The following is a 16645-nucleotide window of genomic DNA, read 5'->3' on the forward strand; positions in this document are numbered from 1 at the left end:
AACAATGATAATGATTGAAAGGAATTGGAATGTATAAGAGATTTTTTTTAATATTGATAGCCATGTTTTTGAGTTTGAGTAATTTGTATTTTTCTCAAACAGTTGACTTTTCTTTTGAGAAGAAAAATGTGATTAATATGGATAAAGAGGAAATTACCCCTAAGCAGAAGCTACAGTTTTTTAATAACCTAGTATTGAAAAATCAAAGTAGTAAAGATAGGCCTGATACCTGGGCTAGAGGAGAGCAGGTACATCGACTTGCCCAAGAAGGATATGAGTTAGCATATATTGCAGAACAAATGTTTGATTTTCACCACCTTGGGTTAAAGCGAAAAGGTGCCAATTACGAGCACCTGTGGAGCCGTATTGTAGAAATGGCAAAACAAAATGATCCTGACGCATTATGTTTTATTTGGGTAATTGAACCGGAAATCCGTGGTAATTATAACTTACTACCACCAAGACATTCTGAAGAGCTGTCCCGCGAGGATTCATTAAAAAAAGCTGCTATGTTGGGGCACCCTCAATGTATGGGGGATTGGGGAAACTTTAATTATCAAGATAATCTTGAGGAACGGGCGAAATGGAATTTGAAGGGTGCTATGAAAGGATGCATTGATTGTCAGGCTAGAGTTGCGTTGGATTATTTGCATGGAAACGGTGTGCCAATTGATAAATCATTGGCCTGGTGTTGGATATCTGAGGCTTGGATAGAAACAGACTCATCACATATCTTGAGTATTGTACGGTCAATTACCGGATCAATTAAGTCTGTATATAACAATATACCTAATATTACACTTTATCATCCACATACAAATTGTAAAGTTTTTGAGCAGTTAAATACGCCATTTCGACCTGATCTTCTCGAAAGAAATCTCCCATGACTACAAATATTAATCGCAATAGCATGACTCAAGGCAATCTTATATGGATTGATAGCTGGAATTCAGTTAAAGATCGTCAGGCTGAATTACTTTCAAAAATCCAGGAAAGTCCTGATAAAGCATTGATATCAACACAAGCAAATTGGATTGAGTTAATCAAAACTGAAAATGCAATGTTCTTACATCGTGATCTAGCTTATAGATTAGCTCAGAGCAGTGTCTCAGGTTATCAGGACCTTTGGAACTTGACTGTAGATGAAGTACCACCTAATCGTTTAGCAGAACCAATTGGTGATTATATTTATAGCAATCTTTTAAATGTAGGGCCTCCTATTCCTAATGCTGAAACCTCAACAGGAAGAGCTAGAATAATTCAAGAGGAAATGCAACAAGGTTTTTTAAACTTTGTTAGCCGAGCCAATCAAGAGTGGTCAGATAGCGGAAAGTTTGCGCAGAAGTTAGTTGCTAATACAGGTAGAAAAGGCTCTGAGTTTTCCCTTGATTTCGTATTTGGTCGACTGGGCGTTCCTTCGCCATCTTCACTGATCCGCAGCATGCCGGGTACGCCAAGATTTGGAAAAAATAATGACTTTTTAGTGAATGGCCTGATTGATGAAATCATGTCTTCACCTCTAGGTGGTTCTCCTGGTTCATTATTAATGAAGGAATGGGATGAGCTTTGGTTTGGAGCTCCGGAAAAGGAAAGCTTGCCTTCTTTCCTTGGTCCGAATAGCAGAACTACAAACCCGACGCCCAGAACGCCCTGGGCAGCACCAGCGGCGGGCATGGCACCCTGGGCAACGGCCCTGGCTACACCTACACCATGACCGCGCAATATGTGAACCCGGGCGGCATCACCAACGTCGCGCCCAGCAGCATGGCGACCGCCTCCATCCGTCCTGGTAATGCAAGCATCAGCAACATGACGGAACAGATCAATGCCATCCGCCAGACCTGGGCACAGAACATCCAGCTCCAGCCAACTGCCAGCACTGCTTCTCAGCCCTCTAGTGGTCAACATTATGTGTATCCCACCAACCAACCTGAAAGCCGGCTTTACGGTACTTATCGCTACAACCAGAATGGAGACCCCATAGGCATCAGCCTGAATCCAGGGCAACAATATACAGACGATGCTGGCGTGCTCAGAACCTCTGAGAGCGGCACCTACTTGCAGTTCCACCGCATTGAGCTCAAGGCGGATGGTTCTTTCACCATCGAAAGCGCTAGTTATCGCAACACTGCTCAAGACGCCAAATCCCTCACCCAGCAACAAACCGCCAACGACCCGAGCAAGACAGAATACAGTGACCCGCTAGTCCTGGATGCAGGCAACGACGGCATCCTGCTCAATGCTGGCGGCGTGGATTTCGACTACGATGCAGACGGCATTGCCGAGCCCATTGCCTGGACAGCGCCTACCGACCCCTTGCTTGTGATCGACCTCAACCGCGATGGACGCATCAACAACGGCAGCGAACTCGTGGCATTGACCGATGATGGAAGTCCGCTCAATCTCCTCAGCCTGGACACCGCCGCCCAAGGCGGCAATGGCGACGGGCGTCTGGACAGCGAGGATGCTGCCTATTGGCAACTCAAACTCTGGACAGACCGCAATCAGGACGGCTATGCCAGCCCGGGCGAACTGCAAAGCCTGAACGACCTCGGCATTACTTCCATTGACCTTGACCCTGCGCATATCCAGACCGCCACCATCGCTGGCAAACCCGGCGTCCAGGGCGTGACAGCGACATATACGGATGGTAGTCAGCGCGTGTTGTGGGACGTGCCATTGGCTGCCAACACCTCCCCCAATGCCAAGGTCATCAGCACCCAGTATGCGGCGGATATCGACAAAGTCAGCAGCAATGGGCAAGCGGTGCTCAAGGCCATGAGCAGCCTGGGCGTCAACCTCAACCTCAGCGGCAGCGGCGCGACTCAGGCCATCGGCAGCCTGGGCAACGACACCCTGGTGGGCAGCGATGCCGACGACTGGCTGATTGGCGGGGCCGGGGCCGATGTCTTTGCCGCAGGCAAGGGCAGCGACGTGCTGATTATTGATGCGGATGACCGCATGGCGGACATCAACGGCGGCGAAGGCATTGATATCGTGATTGTCGCGGATGACAGGAGCACCTTCCTCAACCTGGCGCAGACCAGCACCGAAGTTGTCTATGGCGGCTATGGCGATGACATCTTCATCGGCGGTGGCGTGGACAACTACTTCATTGACGGCGCGGCGGGCAACGACCTCATCATCGGCGGCAGCGCGGATGATGTGCTGAGCGGCGCGGACGGCAACGACGTGCTCTATGGCGGCAAGGGCGATGACCTCATGCGCGGCGGGCGCGATGATGACGTGTTGTTTGGGGAGGAGGGCAACGATGTGCTGGATGGCGGGCTGGGCAACGACACGCTTTCAGGCGGACAAGGCAGCGATGTGTTCATTGCGAGCGGCGGGATCGACCATATTGACGGCGGCGCCGGTATTGACCTGATCGAGCTCAAGGGCGGACTGGAGGATTACACCTTCAGCCGAAACTTTGATGCTGCGTTGGGGTATGAGTGGAAAATAGTGGATCACAAGAACCTGGACGGCAGCACGGTGGCGGAGGGCCAGGTTTCGGATAGGAATGGCATTCAATACATCAAAGGTGTTGAGACGTTCAGTTATATGAATGGCCAGTATTCCACGGTGATGGACTTTTCCATGCAGGCGACCTTGCCAGTGAATGACCGAATTGAGGATACGTCTAATGGTGGCAACGTGATTGTGATCCCATTTTCCACCTTGCTTGAGAATGACCTTAGCTTCTTGAGAAATACTCCATTTTATAGGGTGACATTGTGGGAATTAGGCCCGGTAATCGATTTTCCTACTCATCTTTTTAACTCGTCTATTAAATGGGTGGGCGATGCTCAGGGAGGTACGGTTAGTATCAGCGGCCAAAATGTAATTTTTACAAAGGCATCTGATTATTCAGGACCGATCAGCTTTAGATACCGGATGCATGATGTATATCCTAATGAATATGTAATTATCAATGCTCCGATGGTCGTGAATAACAATAATCCGCATATCCTATCTGAAGCATCGGCAACAGTTATTATTGTTCCCAACGGGGATGAGTTTACTCCGTCTGACCCGGAGTTTTCCAAACAATGGTATTTGGGCGCAACCAATGTTACCGAGGCATGGAAAGCCGGTTATAGCGGAGAAGGGGTAAAAGTTCTGGTGCTTGACCCTAGCGGAGAGTTCGCAGTCGGGCAGCAAAAAGCCAATCTCAACCACCCGGACTTGATCCAGAATAAGAGTCCGGATTTTGTCGATACTACTTATCACTCTGCGCATGCCACGACAGTCGCAGGTGTCATTGGCGCGGCGCGCAATGGCATTGGTTCTGTCGGGGTGGCTTATCAGGCGACTCTGGATTCGATTGGGCTTTCTAGCGACAGCCTCAAGTCGTTCACTGATGGCCTCAATGCCATGAGAAATTATGATGTCGTCAACAACAGCTGGAGAATTCCTGATCCCTGGAATTACTCCGGGAGTTCGATTGGAGCGCAGTTACAGTATGCAGGCATTAGAAATGCCATTTATAGCGCGGCCCAGCTTGGGCGGGATGGTTTGGGAACCATCATGGTGTTCGGTGCCGGGAATGATCACAAAAAGGGATATGACGCCGGTTTGAGCGACTTAACCAATAATCCCTATGGAATTACGGTTGGTGCCTTGAACCGCATAGGCGATATCGGTAGCGGGCTCGGGATCAATGAGATCTTCAGCAATCGCGGCGCCAATATCCTGGTTGCCGCACCTGGCTCCAATATTGCCAGCACTTCCAACCAATACACCACGGCCGATGGATACACGATAGGTTCCAGTGTGACGGAAACCCAGGGGACTTCTTTTGCAACGCCTATCGTATCCGGCATTGCTGCGCTCATGCTGGAGGCCAATCTCCTGCTTAGTTACCGTGATGTGCAAACCATCCTGGCGATGACTGCCAAAAAATCTCTTGGCGAAGGGGTGCAGGCCAATACGGTTTGGAGCAACAACCATGCTTTGGAGTGGAATGGCCAAGGCATGCATTTCAGCCACGATTACGGGTTTGGACTGGTGGATGCCGCAGCCGCCGTGAGAATGGCGGAAAGCTGGGTGCCGGAGGGTGATGACCTTGTCCGGGTCAATAGCATTATGGCCACGGCCAGCCAATTGCTTGATCTCGGCCAGAAAATCCTGACCTTTACCGTTTCTGAAGATATTGATATCGAGCATGTCATGCTCAAGCTTGAATTGGATCATGAGCGGTGGAGTGACCTGATTGTTACTCTGGTCTCGCCTTCTGGTACGCAAAGCAAATTGCTTGAGCGCCCGGGTGTTTATGAGGGGGCCACCCAACTGAGCAACCCGGCAGGCGAGGTGCATTTTAACAATACGTTGATGAGCACGCATTTCCGCGGGGAAAGCAGCCTCGGAACCTGGCAGCTGATTGTGCAGGATGCGGCAGCCGGGGCGGCAGGCGGAAATATTCTGGCATACCTGGATATTGCTGGTTCGGATTTGGAAGCGATCAAGCGCTATTACCTCACGGATGAGTATGCCGGGGGATGGAGTTTGAATCCGGCGGTGGACATACCCACTGAACTGAATGCCAGTGCCATGAGTTCTGCCATCAGAATCGACATGTCTGGCGGAGCCAGCCAGGTCAATGGCAAGCAGTTCAACATGTTGTCTCCTGTTAACCGGCTCATTGGCGGGGCTGGCAATGACACCCTGATCGGTAGCGCTGGGAACGATATGATGGCCGGTGGGCGTGGCAACGATTCCGTTGTCGGCGGCGCCGGTTCTGACAAATTGATCGGAGGCTACGGCAATGATGTGCTGGTTGGCGGCGAAGGGGATGACTATTTGATCGCCGATCTTGGTCAGGATACCTTGATTGGTGGTAGTGGCCGGGATGTGTTCGAAGTCAGGTTTGGCGGAGGGCCGAGTACTTATATCAATGATTTTTCCTTGCAGGATAATGATCAGTTGGTCATTAAAAGCACGGTTCCCCTGGGGAATTTACAAATCCAGCAGAACATTCATTCAAACCAGCTTGTTTTGATGCTCACAAGTGGCGACGCGCAGCAATTGGTGTATTTGCAAGGAATCAACCAATTGCTTGACGCAAAGAAATTGCGATTAATTTATGACGATTCTGCATCGATTGAGTCTGATTTTTCCCATAATAATATATACACACCAGATGGAACGATTTGGGTAAAAGAAGAATATACGCTCAAGAAGATTCCCCCCCAGGCAGTGCGAAGTTTCGTCGAGAATGAATTGATCCATAATGGCTTATTACCAACCGGTGATGCTTATAAAATTGTTTCTATCAGTGATAGATACGTCAAGGCAGACCCGGGGCAGCGGATTCTGATTATTGCCGGAGAGAATCAATACGTATTGCTTGATGAAGGTATTCTTGAGGCTAGTTGGCAAGGGACTATTACAGATAGTCAGGGTACATGGCTGGCGTATTTGGTGCAGGTTGAATATTCAAATCAAGGGAAGTTCAGGTACTCCATGGGGAATTTTTATTGGACGAGAGGAACTGAATATGCAGATGTAATGCGGCCGGGGAATGCAGTAAAGCCACAAGAAATTCCCCAAACAGATTGGGTTAATTACATTAATAGTTTTGCCCCACGTACTTATAATGGCTGGGGTGGGGATGACGATATTCAAGGTGATAGCAGTAATGAAATCTTGAATGGCGGAGATGGTAATGACACGCTGGAAGGCAGTGGTGGAAATGATACCTTATCTGGCGGATATGGTACTGATGTATTCATTTTTTCAGCTGGGCATGGCGATGATGTCATCAAGGATTTAACGCATGATGATGTAGTTTACCTCAATGGCATTAATCTTGAATCGATGAATTTAAAATTCAGGAATGCTAATTCTGAAAAATTTCAACTTGAAACAACACTTTCTACTTCTAACCAATCATCAATCTCTTTTTCTAATCATTATGTGTTGGATCAAGCCACAAACAATGGTTTCCATTTGTATGGCCTGCAGTTGAATAATGCTAGCCAGAGCCCGGTATATCTATCTGGAAATAGTGTGACGAATGGCAACGACCTGATTATTCAGGAGTTGCTTGGCCTAACTAATATCAATACCTTAGCTGGCGATGACCTAGTTTATGCCAAAGTCAACAATGCTTTGCAGATTGATCTTGGTGAGGGCCATGACACAGTATTTGCTGCGGCTGGAGGAAATTATATCGATGGTGGATCTGGAAATGATTCTATCAATGTAATTTCTTATAGTGTGGAAAATCTTGTTCATGACACATTGATTGGCGGAGCTGGTGATGATGTTATCTATGGTGGAAATCAAGGTGCTGTCATTTATGGTGATGATGTCAATATGCAAACTACTGGAAATGACCGCATCTCAGGAGGCAGGTCTAATGACGTTATTTATGGCGGCCTTGGTCAAGACTCATTATATGGTAGCGAAGGTGATGATATTTTATATGGAGGAGATGGTAAAGATCTTCTTGTTGGAGGTATAGGTTCAGATACCCTCTATGGAGATGAGGGGAATGATATTCTCACTGGAGGAAATGGCGATGATGAATTATGGGGAGGTATTGGAAACGATACACTGAGTGGCGATGAAGGTAATGATTTGATTATTGGCGGAGATGGCGATGATTTACTCACCGGGGGCGAGGGTGACGACACCTTAATAGGTGGTGCAGGGAATGATCTGATAATAGCTGGATCCGGAGCTGATTTAATTCAGATTAGTGCAGGACATGGCAATGATACTATCATCGGAGTTTCAGGAGTTGATGTAATTGAATTTGACACTCATCCAATAGGATTTAACGTTAAGAATAATGGGAGTGAGTTGGAGTTTATTACAAGTACTGGAGCTGTTATTTTAAAAAACTATTCCTTAGATACAACAATTAAAATTGGAAATAATTCTAATAATAAAATTCGGGATTTCTTTAATATTAATGGATTATATCCGAGTGATATTGTCGAATTTTTTTCTGAATATGATTTGGATATAGTTGGGAACTTTAATGCTGCTGATGTTGTGGCTGGGACTGATTATAGTGATCAAATATATGGAGGACCAGAAAATGATAATGACGCAGAATTTTGGTATGTGTTAGGGCGTGGAGGAGAAGACACAATTTCAGGATCTTTATCAGGAAGTATTATTGATATAGGTGCCGAGAGAAATTTTGTTCTGGTAAGAAACGGAACAATAATTACAAGGGATACATTAAATAATTTTTCAAAAAATAATACTTTAATAATACCAGAAGGTTATGTTCCGGACCATCTTGTATTGTCTCGAGTAAGGAATCCATTGAAATGGAGTAATTTTCAAAACTTGATTGGTGAGGTATTGTCGTCAGAAGCTTTTTCCACGGCGACAACTTATTTTGAAAAAATTCTCATAAATAAAAATTTTCATATTTTTGATAATGTTATAAGAGGTAGTATAGATTATAGTGATCAAAATGTTTTTGATACTTTAAGAATTCAATCAATAGATGGAAAATTTTATACGGATATTGTGGGATATTTTTCAACTAACCATATGAATCAGGTTAATTTCGATGAGATTTTATTTTTAACTGCATTTGATTCAGATGGAAGGTCGTTAAAATTAAATATTGATGAATTGTTAGATGCTAATTCAGTAAAGTCTAAAGCTGGATTTGGTCCATTCTCTTATTATTCTTTGGGAAATCAATACCATGATTTGCCAAAGTATTATCCAATTTCAGAAGAAGAGCGTATTGTTATTGATACTGAAAATGATGGTTATCTGGTAGGTGAAATTACTTATCAAGTGGGAACTTTATCACAAATACATAGTGCTAATTATCTGGACGGTATTTATAAATACTCCTCTTTAGGCTATATAAGTTATAAAGGTGATAATAATAGAGACTCATCGTTTAATTTTCAATATATAGAGAGCTATTCATATCCATATATTAAAGTTAATAATGTAGATTATGGCTATTATCTAAGTAGATGGGTGTCTCCTACTATCGATAATTTATCTAGTAATGGTCAATATTACATTATGGGGAATTATATTCCCAAGATAAATGGCGAAAAGCAATATATTAGAGTTTCAGCTCAGGCTGATGTTTTGTTTGGATTTGGCGGGGATGATATTATTTATGCTGGTGGTGCTTACGAAGAAATTCATGAATTAGGAAGTTCTTATATATTCAGACAACCAGATGGGAGCGGTTATGCTGATATAGTGAATGGAGGTGATGGTGATGATACGTATATCTACAAACGAAACGATGGAAATCTTTGGATATATTCGCTGCCAAGCCTGCATAATAATGGGGCATTCGGATTTGATACATTAGATTTAAGTGATTATCTGATAAATGAGGTTAGCTTTTTCTTTAACGAATATGGTGGAGGGCAGATAAGTAATAATTCAGCATATCCACTCTATATTCTAATCGATGATGCATCATTGACAGATTTTCATGTGGATAGAATCATATTTCGTGATGCTATTATCAATGTCCATGAATATATCAGTGAAACTCCATTAAATGATTATTATATTGCGGCTGATGGTAGAGAATATTATAGCGATTCATATGGAGGTACGTCATTAGTTAATTCTCCACAAAGAAACTTATCTCAACAGGATGAGATTTCTCAGCAAAATGGCTCGCCATTTTCTGATTTAATTTTTGTTCAGGATCGGTCGTATGTTAATGGGAATGAAGGTGGAGACCGCTATTTAATATCGAGTGAAATTAACTTTTCTGTTATCCAAATGGATAGAAGGGATTTTATTAATTTTAACTTGATCGATAATAATGGAAATATTTTAACCATTGATGCCATATCTCAATCGAGCTATTCATTCTTTTACAATAACCATCAGGATGTTTTATTGGGAATGAATAAAGAGCAATGGATTGAGAACGGTATTGTGGTAGGAAATGAGAAGTTGTTTGATGCGAACGAGTATTTTCAATATTCTTATTCCTCATTTGATAGTTTGTATAAACAAAATTTACCAACAAATATTAATTTTAACTATGGCTATTATGATGTTGGAGTTTCCAGGCTAGATTTGGATGGCTGGGTCGATATAACATCTGATAGTGATTTATTGAAAGATATATTAATTTCATGGTCAACATTTGAAGGGGGTATTAAGAAAGACCATTATATTGTCTTGCTCGATTCGTTTGATGAATATGGAAATATTAATGGGGAGTCCTCCCCGGGATTTTCATTAGGTCAATATGGTAATGATTATCTGACTAATGCTAGCTACCTGAGTTCAGGAATAAATACTCAAGATATTCATCAGACTGTTTTATATGGACTGAGTGGTGATGATACCTTGATTGGATATGCTACTGACTATATCTCTGATATGGAAAATGGGGTGTCTTTTTATAAAGGAACAGCAGATTATTTCTACGGCGGAAGTGGCCATGATTATATTGATGGTGGTGCAGGGGATGACCTGCTTTATGGCGGCAATGATAACGATACTATCTATGGTGGTTATGGCAATGATCTATTAGATGGTGGCAATGGAGTTGACTCATTAATTGGTGGACAAGGAGATGACATCTATGTTGTAGATCATGTTCTGGATGTCGTCATTGAAAACAGTAATGAAGGTATTGATGAAATACAGTCCTATATCGATCTTGACCTGAGAAACTATCAACATTTAGAGAATGTAACTCTCTTGGGAAATGAAAAAATCAATGCGACGGGAAATGACGAAAGCAATCGCATTAAAGGAAATGGTGCAGGTGGAGTATTACGAGGACTTGATGGCGATGATGTTTATGTTGTTGAGAAAGCGGGAGATATTATCGTCGAAGAATTCGGCGATGGAATAGATACTGTAGAGACCAGTATTGATATCGAACAGTTGGCAAATAATGTCGAAAACCTGCTTTCAAAAGGCATGGGACTTGTTTTATTTGGCAACAGGTTAAGCAATATGATTGTCGGGGATGACGGCAACAATCTTTTGAATGGTCGTGGAGGCGGAGATACGTTGGCAGGCGGTGCTGGAGATGATCAATATGTTGTATATGACTCCAGGGATGTCATTCACGAGTTTGATGGACAAGGGCGTGACATTGTCTGGGTGAAGACGGAGTATATTCTGGCTACTGATGTATCGGTCGAGGAGTTGCGTGCAGATACTGGCATTGGCGCCTCAATTACGGGTAATAATCTTGATAATCTCATTATTGGCGGCACGGGGGAGGATACGCTTGCAGGCGGTGCTGGAGTGGATACATTATATGGTGGCTTGAATGATGATCTTTACATTTTGAATGATGAATTGGATGTGATCATTGAGCATGAAAATGAAGGTGCCGACACTGTAGAAATCCAGTTCAACAACATCACTTCGACTGCCACTGAAATTATCCTAGACCAGGGTAATTACCAGAACATTGAAAACATCACCATCGCAGGAACTGGCCTGTTCAACATCACAGGCGATGCTGCCGACAACATCCTCCAAGGTAATGCCAGCGCCAATACCTTGATTGCCGGATTAGGGGCCGACACTTTGATCGGTGGTCAAGGCAATGACCGCTATGTTACAGGCGGCGCTTCATTAAACCCAAGTGAGGATGTCATCATCGAGGATGATGGCGGCAATAATGATATCGACACATTAGTATTGAGTGTCAAAGCCCAATCAAGTCCTGAATATCAAAGCTATTTTGCTTTGGTTCGAGAATTGATCCGTACCGAAGATGACCTGGTGATCCACACTGGCAGCATTGATCCTTCGGTTGAGGGACCAAATCCAGGAGAGTCGTATGATACTGTCCGGATCAAGAACTATTTCAAGGATGACCGTTACAAGGTTGAGCAGATCGTCTTTGCTGATGGTGTCACTGTACTGACCGAAGACCTTATTGCCGAAAAAGGCTATCTCTATCTAGGCTCTATGGAAGATGACTTTATGGAAGCCGAAGACGGAATCATTAAAATATCCGGCCAGGCCGGTGATGACATTATCTTCGGCAATGACGAAGACAACACCATCGAAGGTGGGGAAGGAGATGATTTGTTGTTCGGCTTGCTGGGTAATGACATGATCTATGGCGATGCCGGGGACGATTATCTTAGCGGTGATGAAGGTAATGACACGCTGTACGGCGGCTCAGGGAACGACACCTACGAATTCGGCAAAGGCTATGGAGTTGACCGTGCCATAGATGACAACACCAGCGAAACCTCCACGATATTCCTTGCCAATATCAGTTCCACTAATACCAGTATCAGGTTTGAACAAACAACTTATAACACTGACTCATTAGCTGACAACGGCCCGCGTAGCCTTAAAATCAGTTTTACCGATAGTACTGATCAAATGATCTTTGATCAGTGGTGGGGAGACGCTAGCACTGACGCCAATCGCTTTATTCAATTTTCTGACAATGTCGTTATGACGTTGAGCGAGCTCGAGCAAAAACTATTTGTTGCTGCTAGTACGAACAGCAACGATACGATTTTCGGCTCAGGCCGTGACGACGTGATCAGCGGTGGCAATGGCAATGACCGGATATTTGGCAGTAGCGGCAATGACACATTGAATGGAGATGCCGGTAACGATTATCTGTATGGTGGCCTGGGGAATGATGTGCTGTATGGTGGGATCGGCAATGACCTACTACATGGCAATGAAGGCAATGATTCCTTGTATGGTGGTGACGGAAACGACACTCTAAATGGTGGTACCGGGGCTGACCTGATGGATGGCGGTGCTGGTTTCAATACCTTCTATGTCGATCATCATGGCGACCAGGTGATTGGTGACGGATTGATTTACTCCCAACTTGATCACTATCAGCTAGGGGCTGCAAACCTGAATGAAGTGACAGTGATTGCAGGTATTGGTGGCAATGTCATTGGCAACAGCCATGACAACCGCATCAATGGCAATACCGATGCCAACCTGCTACAGGGCAATGCCGGCAACGATACCTTGACTGGCTATGGGGGGCATGACGCATTGCAAGGTGGAGCAGGACAGGATTATTTGGTCCAGGGAAATTCCTGGCTCAATGCCAATATCGTGCTGGATGGCGGAGCTGGCGATGATGTACTGCGGAGTGGTGCTACCCATGACTTTTTTGCCGGAGGCCAAGGGAATGACCAATTGCAGCTAAGCTGGATTGAAAGTGATATTGACGGATCAGAGTTTGCAACTTCGTCTGGCTGGGACGTGATTGCCTTCAATAGCGGAGATGGTCACGACACCATTCTGGATATTGATGGTGTGCAAGCTACTCTTTCCTTGGGAGGAGTAGACTACAACAGTTTGCGCTTCAGCAAATCCAGCAATGATCTCAAGCTGCAGGTGGATAGCAATAGCAGTATTACATTCAAGGACTGGTATGCCTCAAGCAATAATCGCTCTGTCGCTACCTTGCAGGTGATTGCCGAGTCCATGGCAGCGTTCAATGCCAATGGGAGCAATACGCTTTTGGATGATAAAGTCGAAACCTTCGACTTCCTACAGTTGGTCAATAGCTTTGATGCAGCACGCGATGCCAACAGCAATCTGGTTGACTGGGCGTTGATCAACAAATTGCTGGATTCCCACTTAGGTGGAAGTGATACCGAAGTCATTGGTGGGGATCTGGCATACCACTATGGCATGAACGGCAATCTGACCGACGTTGGTTTCGAGGCAGCCAAGAGTGTGTTGAGCCAAGTTGGGTTTGGACAAATAACCCAGCAATTCAACCAACAAAATTGGCAGTCTGAGCCGATTAAGCTTGCTTGAGTGAATATTGATGTTTAAACAAGCTAGCCGTATGAAACAGGGGCTGGACTTTGCACCAGACTTGCTGCATCTCCAGGAGGACTTGCCTTCCCCTTTACCCAGGATAGTATTGAGAGGGCTGTTGCTCTTGTTACTTGCCTTGATTGTATGGACCATGTTTGGACGTCTTGATGTGGTAGCGGTTGCAGACGGCAAATTGATTCCCTCAACATATCTCAAGATCGTCCAGCCAGCTGAGGCCGGAATCGTACGGGAAATCACCGTGCGTGACGGCCAGCATGTGCAGGCTGGGGAAGTCTTGGTACGTATGGATGCCAATATTTCAGAAGCCGACAGCAAATCCATTCGGCAAGCGCGCGAGTATAAATCCCTGGAGCTTAGAAGGGTTGAGGCGGAAATTCAAAACCTCCCTTTCGAACGCCAGCCGGAGGATTCACCGGAATTGTTTTCTCGTATCCTTGCTGAGTACCACTCAAATCGCCTCGCGCTGGAAGACAATGTCCAAACAGAAAAAGCTGCGTTGCAGAAATCCAGGCATGACCTTGCGGCCAATCTTGAATTGCAACGTAAGCTGGAAGAAACCCTGCCAAGTTACAAAGCGCAGGAAGCTGCTTATGAAAAGCTGGGAAAGGTAGGGTTTGCGGGCAGTCTGATGGTGCTCGATAAGCAACGCGAACGCATTGAGAGGGAACAGGACTTTCATGCCCAGCAATACAATGCTGAAAGCCTGAAGGCTAACATACTGCAGTCAGAAAGGCGTATCGCCCAGATATTCTCCGACTACAGAAGAAAACTTGAGGCAGAGCGAGTCAGTACCTATGCTGAAGTCCAGCGGCTTGACCAGGAATGGGCAAAACAGGCTCACCGTAACAGCCTGCTTGAGTTGCGGGCTCCACAGGCGGGAATTATCAAGGACCTTGCCACACATACGCCTGGTACCGTTGTTTCCCCTGGTACCGTGCTGATGACGCTTGTGCCGAATGATGAACAGTTATTGGCCGAGGTCTGGGTGAAGAATACCGATGCCGGTTTTGTCAGGGAAGGGCAGGAGGTGCAGGTGAAGCTGTTTGCTTACCCATTCCAGAAATATGGCATGGTGACTGGGGAGGTATTGCAGGTGAGCGCGGATTCCACTGACAGATCGCCTGGAAGCAACAACCAGCAAACAGGCGCGGATGCTTCCCAGCCTGCCAGTGCCCAATTCTCCTATCGGGCGCTAATCAAGCTCCAGTCTCAGCATCTTGCATTTGACAGTCAACAGCTGAACCTAACTCCTGGGATGCAAGTTGCTGCCGAGATCAAACTCATTGATCAGACGATCATGGAGTATCTGCTATCGCCTGTGAGGAAGGCGTTTCATGAAGCGGCACGGGAGCGTTGAATTGTTCCTTTTGTTTGCTGTGCTCCATATCGTGGCGGGTCTTGACCTCTCTGCATAATCCACATATATTTCCACATATATGTGGATTGCTTGAGGAGTGTATATCATGTCCCAAATTACCCTGTATCTGGACGATGCCACGCAAGCACTGGTGGAGCAGGCTGCACAAGCCAACGGCGTATCAAAAAGCCGCTGGGTGGCAGATATCATTCGCAAACATGCCGGTCATGAATGGCCACAAAATGTTTTGGCTCTGGCCGGGCAGTTTGCCGATTTTCCGCTGCGTGAGGAAGGGCAGAAAGCCCATGCCCAGCCAGCGGATGTGCCCAGGGTAGGATTTTGAATGATTCTGCTCGATACCAACACCATCAGCTATTACTTTCGGGGCGATGCGCAGGTAGTGCCGCGCTTGCAGGCTTTATCCCCTGCTGATGTAGGCGTGCCCGCCATCGCTGCTTATGAGCTGCGTTACGGCTTGCTGCGTCTGCCGACAGAAGTCGCTGCACCGCGCCTGGTCGCATTAGCGCAATTGCTTGGGCACCTGCAAATAATGCCGTTTGATGCCGAATGTGCCGAACATGCTGCCGGGTTGCGGGCCGACCTGGAACAGCTTGGCACCCCTATTGGCCCGCACGATACCTTGATTGCTGCTACTGCCTTACGCCACGATGCTGCTTTGGTGACCCGCAATGTGCGTGAATTTTCCCGTGTGCCGGGTTTGCAGATAATTAACTGGCATGACGATGATGCGCCGGCCTAGTGAGTTGCCGGTTACCTTCTAGTGCGCCAGATGCAAGCCGCACTCGCGGTTTTCTTCCCCTTTGGTCGGGTCGAAATAATCAAAGTTGTTCGGCAGGTTGTTGGCCGTCAGGTATTGATACAAGTCTTTGGAAGACCAGTGCAACAGGGGAGCAACCTTGATCAAACCATCCGGGTTGATGCTGACAGGGTCCATTTGCGCCCGCACTGCGGTGTCGGTGGCACGCAATGCAGTGAACCAGATTTCAGGTGCGGTTTCACGCAGGGCTCTCGCAAAGGGTTCCAGTTTTACCTCTTCAGTAAATGCTGCATGGCGCGGATCGTCCAGGCCTGGAACCAGGCCGTCAATGGCTTCACGATGTGCACGGGAACGTTTGGGCAGGTATATAGTGAGGTTGAGGTTCAGTTGCTTGCTGACTTCGTCAGCAAAGCGGTAGGTGGCTTCGGTGTTGTAGCCACTGTCCATCCAGATCACGGGCGTGTCCGGCTTGACCTTGGCGACCATATGCAGGATAACGGCTTCGAATGGACGGAAGTTGGTGGTGCAGATAGCTTTTTTGTTCAGGCTTAAAGCCCATTCCACCAGTTTTTCAGCCCGATGGCCGAGGTCTGCATTGATTTTTTCCAGGTCCAATTCCATTTGAAGCTCCAGTTCAGGGGTATGCCAGTCTAACAAGGCTTTATATTGTAACAAAGCTAGCAGGGCTATATATATGGGGCAGGGTTGATTAACATTAATCGCTTGATGTGGTTGCG

General features: G+C 46.1%; 7 protein-coding genes. 6 read left to right on the forward strand and 1 reads right to left on the reverse strand.

The genetic code is table 11. The annotated features are described in order from the left end of the window. Positions 1 to 29: 29 nt before the first annotated feature. The 6 genes from LG200_RS04420 (at position 30) to LG200_RS04445 (ending at position 15890) form a co-directional block, all read left to right on the forward strand. Positions 30 to 887 carry an SEL1-like repeat protein gene (locus LG200_RS04420; RefSeq protein WP_226756377.1) on the forward strand — a complete coding sequence of 286 codons (858 nt, stop codon included), beginning with the start codon at positions 30 to 32 and terminating at the stop codon, positions 885 to 887. Beyond that, complete coding sequence (locus tag LG200_RS04425) at positions 884 to 1714, forward strand: hypothetical protein (RefSeq protein ID WP_226756378.1); 831 nt, start codon at positions 884 to 886, stop codon at positions 1712 to 1714. The genes LG200_RS04420 and LG200_RS04425 overlap by 4 nt, the downstream gene beginning before the upstream one ends. Next, complete coding sequence (locus tag LG200_RS14125; protein WP_319004535.1) at positions 1711 to 13749, forward strand: S8 family serine peptidase; 12039 nt, start codon at positions 1711 to 1713, stop codon at positions 13747 to 13749. Before LG200_RS04425 ends, LG200_RS14125 begins: the two co-directional genes overlap by 4 nt. Before the next feature lie 10 nt (positions 13750 to 13759). Then, on the forward strand, positions 13760 to 15130 hold the full coding sequence (locus LG200_RS04435) for an HlyD family type I secretion periplasmic adaptor subunit (RefSeq protein WP_226756379.1): 1371 nt from the start codon (positions 13760 to 13762) through the stop codon (positions 15128 to 15130). A gap of 106 nt (positions 15131 to 15236) precedes the next feature. After that, entirely contained in the window at positions 15237 to 15473 is a 237-nt protein-coding gene (locus tag LG200_RS04440) for a ribbon-helix-helix domain-containing protein (RefSeq protein ID WP_226756380.1), read from the forward strand. Further along, a complete protein-coding gene (locus LG200_RS04445; RefSeq protein ID WP_226756381.1) occupies positions 15474 to 15890 on the forward strand; it encodes a type II toxin-antitoxin system VapC family toxin in 417 nt (138 codons plus the stop codon). Between the two features lie 18 nt (positions 15891 to 15908). Here the strand turns inward: LG200_RS04445 and LG200_RS04450 are convergent, their stop codons facing one another. Next, a complete protein-coding gene (locus tag LG200_RS04450) occupies positions 15909 to 16529 on the reverse strand; it encodes a phosphoadenosine phosphosulfate reductase domain-containing protein (RefSeq protein WP_226756382.1) in 621 nt (206 codons plus the stop codon). Positions 16530 to 16645: the final 116 nt, after the last annotated feature.

The organism is Methylobacillus caricis (assembly GCF_020532705.1).
In the GTDB taxonomy this organism is placed as follows: Bacteria; Pseudomonadota; Gammaproteobacteria; order Burkholderiales; family Methylophilaceae; genus Methylobacillus; species Methylobacillus caricis.

Bases quoted from the DNA above. Each gene is read 5' to 3' on its own strand.
- LG200_RS04420 (WP_226756377.1), top strand. From the start codon at position 30: ATGTATAAGAGATTTTTTTTAATATTGATAGCCATGTTTTTGAGTTTG.
- LG200_RS04425 (WP_226756378.1), top strand. From the start codon at position 884: ATGACTACAAATATTAATCGCAATAGCATGACTCAAGGCAATCTTATA.
- LG200_RS14125 (WP_319004535.1), top strand. From the start codon at position 1,711: ATGACCGCGCAATATGTGAACCCGGGCGGCATCACCAACGTCGCGCCC.
- LG200_RS04435 (WP_226756379.1), top strand. From the start codon at position 13,760: ATGTTTAAACAAGCTAGCCGTATGAAACAGGGGCTGGACTTTGCACCA.
- LG200_RS04440 (WP_226756380.1), top strand. From the start codon at position 15,237: ATGTCCCAAATTACCCTGTATCTGGACGATGCCACGCAAGCACTGGTG.
- LG200_RS04445 (WP_226756381.1), top strand. From the start codon at position 15,474: ATGATTCTGCTCGATACCAACACCATCAGCTATTACTTTCGGGGCGAT.
- LG200_RS04450 (WP_226756382.1), bottom strand. From the start codon at position 16,529: ATGGAATTGGACCTGGAAAAAATCAATGCAGACCTCGGCCATCGGGCT.